Annotated in this window: 9 protein-coding genes and 1 tRNA gene; 7 read left to right on the top strand and 3 right to left on the bottom strand. The window is 64.9% G+C overall.

Annotated features, from left to right (window positions below):
• Window positions 1–103: 103 nt before the first annotated feature.
• From FNJ84_RS08055 to FNJ84_RS08045, 3 genes are read right to left on the bottom strand one after another with little or no spacing between them, the layout of a single operon-like run.
• Complete coding sequence (locus FNJ84_RS08055) at window positions 104–1666, bottom strand: hypothetical protein (protein WP_143792538.1); 1563 nt, start codon at window positions 1664–1666, stop codon at window positions 104–106.
• A gap of 24 nt (window positions 1667–1690) precedes the next feature.
• Complete coding sequence (locus tag FNJ84_RS08050) at window positions 1691–3082, bottom strand: TolC family outer membrane protein (protein WP_143792537.1); 1392 nt, start codon at window positions 3080–3082, stop codon at window positions 1691–1693.
• A complete protein-coding gene (locus tag FNJ84_RS08045) occupies window positions 3079–3735 on the bottom strand; it encodes a protein-L-isoaspartate O-methyltransferase (protein ID WP_143792536.1) in 657 nt (218 codons plus the stop codon). Before FNJ84_RS08045 ends, FNJ84_RS08050 begins: the two co-directional genes overlap by 4 nt.
• 125 nt (window positions 3736–3860) lie before the next feature.
• Here FNJ84_RS08045 and FNJ84_RS08040 point away from each other — a divergent pair.
• The 7 genes from FNJ84_RS08040 (at window position 3861) to FNJ84_RS08010 (ending at window position 13149) form a co-directional block, all read left to right on the top strand.
• Window positions 3861–3934: transfer RNA gene (locus tag FNJ84_RS08040), tRNA-Cys, on the top strand.
• A gap of 74 nt (window positions 3935–4008) precedes the next feature.
• Window positions 4009–5223 carry a 3-deoxy-D-manno-octulosonic acid transferase gene (locus FNJ84_RS08035; RefSeq protein WP_143792535.1) on the top strand — a complete coding sequence of 405 codons (1215 nt, stop codon included), beginning with the start codon at window positions 4009–4011 and terminating at the stop codon, window positions 5221–5223.
• A 15-nt stretch (window positions 5224–5238) separates the two neighbouring features.
• On the top strand, window positions 5239–5682 hold the full coding sequence (locus FNJ84_RS08030) for a DUF1178 family protein (RefSeq protein ID WP_143792534.1): 444 nt from the start codon (window positions 5239–5241) through the stop codon (window positions 5680–5682).
• A gap of 170 nt (window positions 5683–5852) precedes the next feature.
• A complete protein-coding gene (locus FNJ84_RS08025; RefSeq protein ID WP_143792533.1) occupies window positions 5853–7109 on the top strand; it encodes an aspartate kinase in 1257 nt (418 codons plus the stop codon).
• A 63-nt stretch (window positions 7110–7172) separates the two neighbouring features.
• Window positions 7173–9419: a phosphoenolpyruvate--protein phosphotransferase gene (ptsP, locus tag FNJ84_RS08020; RefSeq protein WP_143792532.1), complete on the top strand. Its 2247-nt coding sequence runs from the start codon at window positions 7173–7175 to the stop codon at window positions 9417–9419.
• 112 nt (window positions 9420–9531) lie between these two features.
• Window positions 9532–11829, top strand: coding sequence for a calcium-binding protein (locus FNJ84_RS08015; protein WP_143792531.1), 2298 nt, complete (start codon window positions 9532–9534; stop codon window positions 11827–11829).
• Window positions 11830–11907: 78 nt separating this feature from the next.
• On the top strand, window positions 11908–13149 hold the full coding sequence (locus FNJ84_RS08010; RefSeq protein ID WP_143792530.1) for an AGE family epimerase/isomerase: 1242 nt from the start codon (window positions 11908–11910) through the stop codon (window positions 13147–13149).
• Window positions 13150–13440: the final 291 nt, after the last annotated feature.

Here is a 13440-nt window from a genome sequence, read left to right as displayed (position 1 = left end):
CACCAGGTCGGATGGCAGGCCACCGGCAGAACAGACAGGGCCAAATGTAACAGAGGGCCGCCCCAAACCGGGGCGGCCCCTGCCATTCGGTCATGTCAGCGCCTTACAGCCGTTCAAGATGATCGTCGATCGCGGCGGCGACCTCGCGCCGGATCACGGCACGCAGATTGCGGGAAAAACGCTGGCCCAATTCGCCATGCAGTTCTTCCTGGATCAGTTCGCGGATCACGTCGCGGACCGTCGCCTCGTCAGCAAGACCCTCGGCCTGCCCGTTTGCATCAACCGTGATCTCTGCCGCCAGATCAGCCACAACATCAACCGCAAGATCATCGACAAGGCCACCCGCCGGGTCGACCGCAGGAGCCACCACCGCTGTCTGTGCCGCCACCTCGGGGACCGCATTGCCGGTTGGTACTGACAGATCATCAGGGGCGCTTTTGGCCTGGACTGCGCCCACAATCGCCGCAGCGTCCCCGGCGTGCAGATCGGTGCCGGCAATCAGTGCAGGCGCCGCAACCGGGGCGGGGACAGCCGATTCCGCGATCTCGGCGGGCAGGTCGACCGGCTCGACCGGATAGGCCGGGATGCTGAGGCCTGATCCACGGGCAACCGGGATCAGCAGATCATCATCATCGTCAGCGTCGATCTCGGCCGAAGCTGCAGCATAGGCATCCATGAAGCCCGCAGCCAATGACGCCTGCGCCACCTGTTCCCCGGACAGGTCTGCGATGCCATTTTCAAGCACCACAGCGGCCGATGCATGCGTGGACGGTGCATCAGCATCTTGCGCCGCCGCCCGTTCCTTGACGCCGTCGGACCACGCATCAGCCGACAGGTCCGGCCCCGGCAAGGCCGTGTCCTGCACGGCCGGCACATCAGGCCGCATCCTGGCCTTGGCATCAAAAGCCTCGGCAAAGGCCCGGTCATCGGCATCATCGGCATCATAGGCATCATCGGCATCGGCGGAGGCGTCGGCAGTCACCGAGGACGCCACCAAAGTCGGTTGGGGATAGCCGGTATCGGGCACTGACGGTTCATCATGGGCAACGGTCGAATCACCGGCATCCCATTCATCAGCGTCGCCATCATCCGGCATCAGAGAAACAACCCGGTCGCTCTCTCGCAGTCGCAGCGGCGGTGGTGTCGCACCGGCCAAAGATATTGCCCGCGGGGTGTTGTCTTGGCGCATGGGCAGATCACGCAGCGCAACAAGGCTGGCCAGTGCCGGGCGCGCGGGTGGCACGTGATGATCCGCGACAAGCCGGGGGCGCGCGCCAAATACGGATCGACCGTCAACCGGCCCTGCACCAGGCCAGTCCCGATCCGGCATCGGCGCGGCGACCGGCATCGGGGCCAGTTGCGAATCCGCGGACGGCATCGGGGCCGGCGTCGCTTGCGAATCGCGGAGAGCGGCGCCATCGCGAGCCATGCGCCGGGCCAGTGCCGCAGCGCCACCGAAACGGGTGGCCAATACCTCGGCCGGATCGTTGGCGGGTGTTTCTGGGCCAGCGGGGGCAGCCGGGCCATTCAGCGATTGAGGCAGCCCGTCATCAGGCCGATCAAATATTTCTTCCTCGGCGATCAGCCGGCGGATCGCGCTGAGCACGTCACCGATATCTTCCGAAAGGCGAGTGGCGCTTTGCTGCGGGCGGGACATGTCGTTCATTGCCCCACCCCCATGTTCAGGGGGTCAGTTGCCCCGGCCAAGGGCGCGCAGCACCCTGTCCAGATTTTCCCCTTGCCGGCTGGTATAGGGCGCGTCGCGAACCGCGTTATAGTATTCCGATGGGTCATAGGTCGGGATCCCTAGCTTCAGGTTTTCTACCGTCAGCAGACCCATAGCAGCCAAAAGTTGATAATGAGCTAATTGCAACTCGGCTTCGGCCGTAATCTTGTCGGCGCGCGCCTCCAGCAGCGACTGTTCGGCATCCAGAACGTCCAGCGTCGTCCGGGCGCCCAATGTCGCCTCTTCGCGCACGCCGTCATAGGCCTGTTGCGCAGCCGCAATCTGTTCGTCGATCGCCCGGATCTGTGCGCGCGAAACGTCGATGCCCGCCCAGGCCTCGCCCACGGCCAGGTCGATCTGCCGAGCCACGTTCAGCAGGCTGGCGCGCGACTGGTCCCGCTGCGCCATGGACTGACGCAGCAGCGATGACAGCTGACCGCCAGAATACAGCCTCTGCGACATGGAGATCGAGGCCTCCGCATTGCGGTTGGATCCATAGTTGTCGGGATCAGAAGCGGTTGGCGACAGCGTGCGGGTGATACCGATCTCGGCCCGCGCGGACACGCTCGGATTGCGTTCAGCCTTGGCCGCAGCGACCCCCAGTTCGGCAGCAGAGGCCTGATGCTGCGCCTGTTTCATCGCCGGGTGATTGCGCTGGCCCAGATTGCGCGCCGCATCCAGCGATTCCGGGCGTTGAGGCAAGGGCGGTGGCGCATTCAGCGCGCTGCGCGGCGCGGCACCGGTGGCCGAACGATAACTTTCGCGCGCGATTTCCAACTGGCCTTCCGCAGAAGCCAGCGCCGCACGTGATGCCGCCAGTTGCGCGTTCGCCAGCGACACATCGGTCAGGGTGATCTCACCCACATCGAACCGATCCTGTGCGGCCTGACGTTCCTGTTGCAGCAACCGGACCGAGTTGCCCTGAAGTTCGACCTGTTCGGTGGCGCTGCGCACGTTGAAGAATGCCTGAACGGCGGTGTAAAGAACCTCTTGCTCGACCGAAATAAGGCTTTGGCGGGTCGCCAGAACCAGTTCCTTGGTCCTGTCGATAGCCACCTGCGACCGGCCAAAGTCATAGATGGTCATCTGCGCGGTCAGCCCCAACGAGCTGATATTGACACCGCCCCGCTGAAGCGTGTGCGACACCGACCAGTCGATTACCGGCCGCAATGTGGCGATGGCCTGGGCCACATCTTCATCCGCGGCGCGCAAGACAGCACGGTTCTGCTCCATCAACGGTGAAGTGCGATAGGCCGCCACCATGGCATCGGCCAGCGATTCGGCGGCGACCGGCAGCGCGGTCAGCAGCGTCAGGGCCGTTGCGGTGGCCAGGCGGTTCAGGAAACGGCGGCTCATAGTGCAAATCCACGGGTGATAGCAAAGCCCGACAGCAAAGGTGCATGGGCATTGAAGGCATAGCGCCAGTTGATTCGGCCATTCACTTTCAGACCGCTGCGCACAACGCCAAGATTACCCTCCAGGAACAGCGCCGCAATCCGCCCGCCTTCCTTCAACTGCTCGGTCACCATCTCCGGCACCTCTTCGACTGCGCCGCCACTGATCAGAATGGCGTCATATGGGCCTTGCTTGGCATATCCTGCAACCAGAGGGTTACGCAGAACAACCACATTGTCGATGCCGGCCGCACTGATCCGATGTTCGGCCTCGCGGACAAAATCCTCGTCCTCTTCAATGGCGACGACGGCCTCGGCCATCCGGGCCAGCACGGCGGCGGAATAGCCATAGCCACATCCCAGATCCAGGATCAGGTCGGACGGCTCGATGTTCAGCGTCTCGATCATCTTGGCCAGCGTCCGCGGCTCCAGCAGGACGCGGTTGCCGCCCATGGGCAGGTTTTCGCCCGAATAGGCGACACCCCGGCGGGAATCCGGCACGAATTCCTCGCGTGGGATCGTCAGCATCGCCTCGATCAGGGGGTATCGGGTGACATCATTCGGACGAACCTGAGTATCGACCATCATGGTGCGGTTGATTGCGAAATCTGGCATGGCAGATAAACCCTCGGCCTTGGTATTCAGACGTTATTGCCACGAAAGCCGCCAAGGGGCAACGCCGCGCGATCGCGGCTTGCAAGCTGTGATCCGATCCATTATCCCAACCCCACTCGAAGGACGGTGGGTTGGCGGAGAGGTTACGCACCGGATTGCAAATCCGTGAAGACCGGTTCGATTCCGGTACCCACCTCCAACTTCGACCCGCCTGGCCGCGCCGCTGGCCACCGACCCGCCGCAAATCCGGCCCAATGCGATGATCCTGACCCGATGTTTCTGACCGCAACCACCCGCCTGGCCGAGACGGTGCTGCGTGGCCGCCTGCTGTTGGGCGGCAGCGACCGGCTGCGGGCGCGGATGATGATGGATGCGCTGCCGGGGCCGGCAGAGGTCTGGGTCCACGCGGCATCCGTGGGCGAGGTCAATTCGGCATCCGTGCTGATCCGGGCACTGGCGGAACGCCACAGCCTGCTGGTCACGACAAACAGCGAAACAGGCCTGGCCCGCGCCCGCTCGCAGGGCTGGCCGGCCATGCTGGCGCCGCTGGACCTGCCCGGCTGCACCACCCGCTTTCTGAATGCGTTGCGCCCGCGCCTTGCCATAACGGTCGAGGCCGAGCTGTGGCCTACGCGCGCGCGCCTGCTGGCGTCACGGGGCATTCCCCATGTGATCGTGGGCGCGCGCATGTCCGAACGCTCGGCCCGGCGTTGGTCTCGGCTGCCGGGGGTGATCGGGCCGGTGCTGCGCCAGGTCGGGGCGCTTTCGGCGCAGGATGCCGACAGCGAGGCGCGGCTGCTGGCGCTTGGCCTGCCGCGTGCGGCGCTGCTGCCCCGGCTGGACCTGAAACTGCTGGCCCCGGCCAAGATCGCCCCGCCACCGCCATCGGCTGCGCGTGACAGGGTGCTTCTGGCCGCCTCGACCCATCCGGGCGAGGACGAGCCGATACTGGATGCCTATCTTGCCGCCCGCACCGCCCATCCCGATCTGCAACTGATCCTGGCGCCTCGCCATCCCGAACGCGCGGATCAGATGGCGACGCTGATCGCCGCCCGCGGGCTGGATTTCGCCCGCCGGACCGACGGCGCCGAGGATGCACCGCTGCTGCTGGCCGATACCTTGGGCGAGATGCCGCTGTGGTATGCCCGCGCCGGCATTTGCCTGACCGGCGGTTCGCTGATGGATCACGGTGGTCACACGCCCTGGGAACCGGCTGCGTTCGGTTGCGCCATCCTGCACGGCCCCAACGTGTCGAATTTCACCGAATCCTATGCCGCGCTGGACCGCGCCGGCGCGGCGCGGCAGGTTGCGGCGGCGGACCTGGCCCCGGCCCTGTCCGGCCTGCTTGCCGATCCGACGCAGCTGCGGCGTATGGGACAGTCGGCGCGCGGCCTGCTGGACGCGCGGGCCGGCGATCCCGTCGCGCTGCTGACCCGGATCGGTGATCTTGTGCAATCGGCGCCAAATTCCGATATGATGTCGGAATAGGCAAAGGAAACCCGCATGATCCGCTATGCGCTGCGCTGCAAGGAAGGCCATGACTTCGACGGCTGGTTCCGCTCGTCCCAGGGGTTCGATGCGATGCGCGCTGCCGGTCAGGTCAATTGCGCGATCTGCGGCACGTCCGAGGTCGAGAAAGCACTTATGGCACCGGCCGCCCAATCGTCCGACCGCATGCGCGAGCCGCATCCTGCACCGCATCCCGGCACCCTGACCGAGCCGCGAAACGACCATGAAACCATGCTGCAAAAGCTGCGCGAACATGTCGAGACGAACTCGGACTATGTCGGCCTCAGTTTTGCGGACGAGGCCCGCGCCATGCATGAAGGGCGCAGCGAAAGCCGCTCGATCCATGGCGAGGCGCGTGCCGAGGATGCCAAAAAGCTGATCGAGGACGGCGTGCCCATTGCCCCCCTGCCCTTCCTGCCGCGTCAAAAGGCGAATTGAGAACCCGGCTGCGGCGGCGGCTGCGGTGATCGGTCGCGGCTTGCGCCGCTTGGTCGGCCCCTTGCCGCAAGGACCGGGATCGCAGCCAGTCCCGCATTGCCCCTTGCCCTTTCCGCCCCCCGCCCATAAAAGCCCCGCCGACAAGCTAACCCCTGCGCTGGAGGCATGGAATGCCGCTTCTGGTCATGAAATTTGGCGGCACTTCGGTGGCCGACCTCGACCGCATCAAGAACGCCGCCGAAAAGGTGAAGCGCGAGGTTGAACGCGGCTATGACGTCATCGTCATTGTCAGCGCCATGTCGGGCAAGACGAATGAGCTGGTGGGCTGGGTCGAATCGACCTCGCCGCTGTTCGATGCGCGCGAATATGATGCCGTGGTCAGTTCGGGCGAGAACGTGACCGCAGGCCTGATGGCGCTGACCTTGCAGGAAATGGACGTGCCGGCGCGCAGCTGGCAGGGCTGGCAGGTGCCGATCAACACCACCGCGCAGCATTCGGCGGCCCGTTTCGTCGACATTCCGCGCCAGAATATCGACCAGAAATTCGCCGAAGGCTTCAAGGTCGCGGTCGTGGCCGGCTTTCAGGGGCTTGGCCCCGACGGACGTGTCACCACGCTTGGCCGGGGCGGCTCGGACACCACTGCCGTGGCCTTTGCCGCCGCATTCGGCGCGGAACGCTGCGACATCTATACAGATGTCGATGGCATCTATACCACCGACCCGCGCATCACCTCGAAGGCGCGCAAGCTGGGCAAGATCGCCTTCGAGGAAATGCTTGAACTGGCCAGCCTGGGTGCCAAAGTGTTGCAGACCCGCAGTGTCGAGCTGGCGATGCGTTACAAGGTGCGGCTCAGGGTGCTGTCCTCGTTCGAGGATACCGACGAAAATTCAGGCACGCTGGTTTGCGATGAGGAAGAGATCATGGAATCGAAAGTCGTCAATGGCGTCGCCTATTCGCGCGACGAAGCCAAGATCACGCTGGTAACGGTCGAGGACCGCCCCGGCATTTCCGCCGCCATCTTCGCGCCCCTGGCCGAGGCGGGGGTGAATGTGGACATGATCGTGCAGAACATTTCCGAAAAGGATTATGACGATCATCCGGGTTCGGTGACCGACATGACCTTCTCGGTGCCGGTCAATCAGGTCGAGCGCGCCAAGAAGGCGATGGAACAGGCCCGCCAGTCCGGCGCGATCCAGTATGACGAGCTGATCGTGGATATCGACGTGGCCAAGGTCAGCGTCGTAGGCATCGGCATGCGCAGCCATGCCGGCGTTGCGGCGCGGATGTTCAAGGCACTTGCCGATGAAAACATCAATATCAAGGTCATTTCGACCAGCGAGATCAAGATTTCGGTTCTGATCGACCGCAAATATATGGAACTGGCCGTTCAGGCCCTTCATGATGCGTTCCAGTTGGAAAAAGCCTGAACCGGCAGGGGCTGCGGCGGATCATTCCGTTCTGGCGCGCTTCCGGTCCTATCTGGGGGGATGATGCCTGACCGCAGGGACAGTGATTCACGCAAGCTGCTGCGGCGGCTGCGTGATACCTTGGGATCGGCTGGCGGCAGCCAGGACCGGCTTGACAGCATCACCCATGACATTGCCGATTCGATGGGCACGCAGGTGTGCTCGATCTATCTGTTCCGCGATGCCGATACGCTGGAACTTTGCGCGACCGAGGGGCTGAAGCCCGAATCCGTCCACAAGACACGCCTGCGCCTTGGCGAGGGTCTGGTCGGCCGGGTGGCGCGCACCGGGCGCAATATCAACACCGCCGATGCGCCCTCGGAACCCGGCTTCCGTTTCATGCCCGAAACCGGCGAGGAGATCTTTCCCGCCTTCCTTGGCGTGCCGATCCAGCGCGTCGGCGAAAGGCTGGGCGTGCTGGTGGTGCAATCGCGCGACAAGCGCCTGTTCTCGGAAGACGAGATCTATGGCCTGGAAGTGGTCGCCATGGTGCTGGCCGAAATGGCCGAGCTGGGCGCCTTTCAGGGCAGCCAGTCCGATGCCCTGCCGCTGGAGCATCGCTTTCCGGTCATGCTGCGCGGGGGCACCGGGCAGGAAGGCGCGGCCGAGGGGCGGGTCTGGCTGCACGAACCCCGCGTCGTGGTCGCCAACCCCGTCGGCGACGACCCGGAAACCGAGGCCGAGCGTCTGCGCGCCGGCGTCAGCCAGTTGCGCGACCGTGTCGATGCGATGCTGGCCGACAGCGACATAGATGCCGACAGCGACCATATGCAGGTGCTGGAGGCCTATCGCCTGTTCGCCCATTCCAAAAGCTGGCTGACGCGGATGGAAGAGGATATCCAGCGCGGCCTGTCGGCCGAGGCCGCCGTGGAAAAGGAACAGTCGCTGGCCCGCGCTCGGCTGGAACGCGCCGCCGATCCCTATCTGCGCGACCGGCTGCACGATCTGGACGATCTGTCCAACCGCCTGCTGCGCATCCTGACCGGACAAGGCAGCGATACCGGTGCCGAGATGCCTGAAAACCCGGTCCTGGTGGCCCGTAATATCGGCCCGGCCGAATTGCTGGATTACGGCCGCAAGCTGAAGGGCGTGGTGCTGGAAGAGGGCAGCGTCGGCAGTCATGCCGCCATCGTCGCCCGTGCGCTGGCGATCCCGCTGGTCATCCATGCCGGCCGCATCACCTCTGAGGCGCTGAACGGCGACCCGATCCTTGTCGATGGCGATCAGGGCGTGGTCCATCTGCGCCCAGAAGAAACCGTTGCCGCCGCCTTTCGTGACAAGATGGCCATGCAGGCCGAGGCACAGAACCGCTATGCCAGCCTGCGCAACCTGCCCGCCACGGGCACCTGCGGCACGACCATTCAGCTTTACATGAATGCCGGGCTGATGGCCGACCTGCCCTCGCTGGAAGGATCGGGGGCCGAGGGTGTGGGCCTGTTCCGCACCGAATTGCAGTTCCTGACCCGCAGCAAGGTGCCGCGGCGGGCGGAACTGGCGGCGATCTATGAGCATGTGCTGGACAGCGCCAAGGGCAAGCCGGTGATGTTCCGCACACTGGATATCGGGTCAGACAAGGTGCTGCCCTATATGAAGCCGCAGGACGAGCCGAACCCGGCAATGGGCTGGCGTGCGATCCGCGTCGGCCTGGACAAGCGCGGCGTCTTGCGGATGCAGTTGCAGGCGCTGATCCGCGCTGCCGTCGGCCGCCCCTTATATGTGATGTTCCCCTTCATCGCGGATATCACCGAATACGAGGCCGCCTATAAGATCCTGATGGAGGAACTGGCCCGCGAAAAACGCCTGGGTCACGAGATGCCCAGTGACATCCGCGTCGGCGCCATGCTGGAAACCCCCTCGATGGTCTATGCGCCCAAGCGGTTCTACGAGATGTGCGATTTCATCTCGATCGGGGGCAATGACCTGAAACAGTTCTTCTTCGCCGCCGACCGCGAGAATGAACGGGTGCGGCGGCGTTACGACACGATGAACGCCTCGTTCCTGAATTTCATCCAGCAGATCGTGCAGCGTTGCGACGATGCACGCGTCGCCCTGTCCTTCTGCGGCGAGGATGCCGGCCGCCCGGTCGAGGCGCTGACCTTTGCCGCGCTTGGCGTCAGGCGGCTGTCGATGCGCCCGGCCTCGATCGGGCCGGTCAAGCACCTGATCCGCCGTGTCTCGATCTCTGATCTGCGGGCGGTGATCGACAATGCACGCGACAGCGGCGTCACCAACCTGCGCGGCACCGTGACGGAATGGCTGGCCCGGCAATAGCCGGACCACTCGCCAAAACCGTGCCTGCGCCAGCCCGGCGGTTTGCCGCGCTCTCTCCATGGGGCGCGTTGTCATCACCTGCAAGCCGACCTAACCTCGCCGCCGCAAGGCAATGTGTTCACCAGTCACCGAGGTCACCATGGGTCAGCCCTTTCTTGTCAACAGCTATCAGAAGAACTGGCAACGAAGCCCGGTCATCATGCCGCAGGCTGATGGCGGCTTTCTGATCGTCTGGGAAAGCTACCTGAACGAATATGACGAAGGCCCCAGTGCCACCTATGTCGCCGGCCAGTATTTCGACGCCGGCGGCAGCCCGATCGGCAGCGAATTCGTTATCGCGGGTTCTGACGGCACATTGTCAGGCTCGCCCGAACTGACGCAGCTGCCCGATGGCGGGATGGTGATCACCTGGATCTATGACGATTATGACGACATCCTGACCATCGACACGGAAATTCATGCGATGGTCGTGAATGCCGATGGCAGCATCCGGCAAGATGATTTCCGCGCCGACACCGTCGCCTCGAACAGGGCGGTGCGGCCGGTCGTCACCGTGACCGGCGATGGCGGCTTTGTCATCTCGTTCGGTGCCGATCGCTCGACCACCAATTTCGATCAGGTCTATGCCCGCGCCTATACCGCCCAGGGCGAGCCGAAGGGCCAGAATTTCCTGTTGAACACCGTGATCCAGGATTTCGACCAGCTGGTGACGCGCGGTGCCACCCTGACCGATGGCCGCGCCGTCATCATCTGGAACAGCGAGGCGACCATCGACGATGCCGGGACCGGCCAGAATGACATCCGCGCCAGCATCCTGAACCCCGATGGCAGCGTGCTGCGCACCGATTTCCGGCTGGCCCCCTCGATCGGCGGGGCCGGGTCGAACCGCAATTACGGCTATGACGTGACCGCAACGGCCGATGGCGGCTTTGTCATGGTCCATCAGCGTTGGTCCTGGGATTATCGCAACGATCACGATGCCGATGGCACCAGCATCGTGATGGCCTTCTATGGCCGCAACGGCAATGCGCGCACGGCGGAAATGCTGGTTTACGAGACGGATGAACTTCTCAACGATGTCCGCATCACCCAGTTGCAGACGGGCGAGATCGTCGTGGTCTGGACCCAGCATTCCGAGACCCCCGGCGATATCGGCGACGATGCCTATGGCCGCATCTTCAGCGCCTCGGGCCAGCCGCTTGGCCCGATCTTCGAGATCGGCGTGGATCTGGACGAATATACCGACCAGGAAGGGCTGGAGGTCGAGGCCCTTGTCGGTGGCGGTTTCATCGTCGCCTATATGGACGAGGGTATCGACAGCGATGGCGAAGGGGTTGCGGCGCGGATCTATGGCCGGGGCACCGATGGCAACGACCAGATGACAGTGGATGCCAGCGGCTATCTGGCGGGTCTTGGCGGCAATGACCGGCTGACCGGCAATGGCCGCTCGAACCGGCTGGATGGCGGTGCGGGCGACGATCTGCTGCGCGATCTGGCCGGGGGCAATGACACGCTGACGGGCGGAAGCGGCAAGGACAGTTTGCAGGGCGGCCTGGGCAATGACGTGCTGGATGGCGGCGCGGGCTTTGACACTGCGCTGTTCTCGGGCACGGCGGCGATCAGGGTCGATCTGATGGTGACGGGGCCGCAGAATACCGGCCAGGGTCGCGACATCCTTCGCGGGATCGAGCATGTGACTGCGGATCGGGGCAATGACGTGCTGAAGGGCAGCGCCGTCGCCAATCTGCTGGCCGGCAATGGCGGGCGCGACCTGCTGGTCGGGCGGGCGGGGCACGACACGCTGACCGGCGGCGCGGGCAATGACACGCTGTCGGGCGATAATGGCAATGACCTGCTGCTGGGCGGCCTTGGCAGCGATACCGCGATCTTTGATGCGGCGGGTGGGGTCAGGGTCAACCTGAACCTGACCGGCGTGCAGGCAACGGGTCAGGGCACGGATCAGCTGGCCGGGATCGAGAACCTGACCGGCGGTGCCGGCGCAGACCGGTTGCAAGGGAATACCCAGGCCAATGTGCTGGGCGGGGCGGGTGGAAATGACACGCTGACGGGCTGGTCGGGCAATGATCTGCTGGTTGGCGGCGGCGGGCATGACCGGCTGGCGGGTGGCAATGGCAACGACACGTTGATCGGTGGCGGTGGCGCCGACTGGCTGGCGGGCGGCAATGGCGCGGACAGTTTCAACTTCAACACCAACAGCGGCAATGACCGGATCGTGGATTTCGACGCCCAGGCCGATGTGATCCGCATCGACGTGGCCAATCCCGGCGCGCCTGGTGTTTCGGTCTCGGCCACAGCGGGCGGCACGCTGATCGCATGGGGCAGCAATTCGGTCCTGGTCACGAATGTCACCCCCGGCCAGCTGGATGACGATGCGCTGATCTTCATCTGACGCGCCCCTATTTCACAGCGCCCGAACTGGGCCTATGGTGGCGCTATCACCGATATGCGCTGGATAAGGAGCATCTGCATGTCCGACACGCTTGCCTCGACCGAAAGCGGGCTTTGGCTGGATGACCCGGCCCACCGCGCCTATCTGGCCGGCGATGCGCGCCGGCAGCTGGATTTCTTTGACGCAAGCCTTGGGCATGCGGGCGGGCTGGCGGTGCTGGATTATGCAGGCACCCCCCTGCCAGGCCCGCAGGAATTGCATACCACGACCCGGCTGATCCACAGCTATGGGCTGGGGCATCTGGCCGGCCGGCCCGACCGCGCCGGCATCATCGACCGCGGCATGCAGGATCTGTGGGCGCGGCACCGCGACGCCTCGCATGGTGGTTATGTCTGGTCGGTCGATGCCCAGGGGCCGGTGGATGGGGTCAAGCTGGCCTATGGGCATGTTTTCGTGCTGCTGGCGGCCTCGACCGCGAAACTGGTCGGCCATGCAGATGCCGACCGGCTGCTGGCCGATATTTCCGAGGTGCTGGACCGGCATTACTGGGACGACAATGCCGGCCTGTTCCGTGACGAGTTCACCCGCGACTGGCAGCCCTTCTCGACCTATCGCGGCATGAACGCGAACATGCACGGGGTCGAGGCGCTGCTGGCCGCCTATGAGGCCACGGGCGAGTCGGTCTATCTGACCCGCGCCCGGCGTATCTTCGACTTTTTCCTGGGCCGCATCGCCCCGGCCGAAGGCTGGCGGATACCGGAACATTATACCGAGGACTGGCAGATCGACCGCGACTACGAGGGCAATCCGATGTTCCGCCCCGCCGGCTCGACCCCCGGCCATTCCTTCGAGATGGGGCGGTTGCAACTGCAACTGTGGGATCTGATGGGCCGCCCGGATGATGGCGCATCGGAACGGGCGCGCAGGCTGGTCGAACAGGCGCTGACGGATGCCTGGGACGCGGATCGGGGTGGCTTTATCTATACGCTGGCACCCGATGGATCGGTGGCTCGGCGGGCGCGTTACTGGTGGCCCGTGACCGAGGCGATCGGCGCGCTGGCTGCCCTTATCAAGTTGGACCCGCGACCTGCGGACGAGGACTGGTATCGCCGGCTGTGGCGCTTTGCGGATCGGCATCTGATCGACCATGAACGCGGCGGCTGGCTGCCCGAACTGGACGATGCGAACCAGCCGGCCCGCCATCAGTTCAACGGCAAGCCGGATATCTATCACGCGCTGCAAGCCGATCTGCTGCCGCTGGCCGGCGGCATCTCGCGCGGGGGGGCGGCGTTGCAGTCGCGCCCACCGCTTGCCGGGTGATGCGGGCCGCCGGCGCCATCGCCGCGTGGCCCCGGCGGCACCCCAGGGCTGACCCGCCCCACCGATCAGCGGGGACCCGCACCCAGGCCGACGACGCCACCGCATTGGCCCTTGCAGGCAGCAACAGGTCAGTCGGACGGGTCAGGGCCTTGGGACGCAACAGGTTGGCCAGGTCGTCCGGCGACATCAAACCGCGTTCCAGAACCATCTGGACCACCCCACGACCGCTGCGATTGGCCGCCAGCGCGACCTCGGTGGGCTGACGACAGCCGATAGAGGGGCCCAGGCCCT

The organism is Paracoccus sp. M683, from assembly GCF_007096355.1.
GTDB lineage: Bacteria > Pseudomonadota > Alphaproteobacteria > Rhodobacterales > Rhodobacteraceae > Paracoccus.
This window is presented reverse-complemented; position numbering and strand designations above follow the sequence as displayed.

Bases quoted from the DNA above. Each gene is read 5' to 3' on its own strand.
- FNJ84_RS08030 (WP_143792534.1), top strand. From the start codon at position 5,239: ATGATCCGCTATGCGCTGCGCTGCAAGGAAGGCCATGACTTCGACGGC.
- FNJ84_RS08025 (WP_143792533.1), top strand. From the start codon at position 5,853: ATGCCGCTTCTGGTCATGAAATTTGGCGGCACTTCGGTGGCCGACCTC.
- FNJ84_RS08015 (WP_143792531.1), top strand. From the start codon at position 9,532: ATGTGTTCACCAGTCACCGAGGTCACCATGGGTCAGCCCTTTCTTGTC.
- FNJ84_RS08010 (WP_143792530.1), top strand. From the start codon at position 11,908: ATGTCCGACACGCTTGCCTCGACCGAAAGCGGGCTTTGGCTGGATGAC.
- ptsP (WP_143792532.1), top strand. From the start codon at position 7,173: ATGCCTGACCGCAGGGACAGTGATTCACGCAAGCTGCTGCGGCGGCTG.
- FNJ84_RS08050 (WP_143792537.1), bottom strand. From the start codon at position 3,082: ATGAGCCGCCGTTTCCTGAACCGCCTGGCCACCGCAACGGCCCTGACG.
- FNJ84_RS08035 (WP_143792535.1), top strand. From the start codon at position 4,009: ATGTTTCTGACCGCAACCACCCGCCTGGCCGAGACGGTGCTGCGTGGC.
- FNJ84_RS08055 (WP_143792538.1), bottom strand. From the start codon at position 1,666: ATGAACGACATGTCCCGCCCGCAGCAAAGCGCCACTCGCCTTTCGGAA.
- FNJ84_RS08045 (WP_143792536.1), bottom strand. From the start codon at position 3,735: ATGCCAGATTTCGCAATCAACCGCACCATGATGGTCGATACTCAGGTT.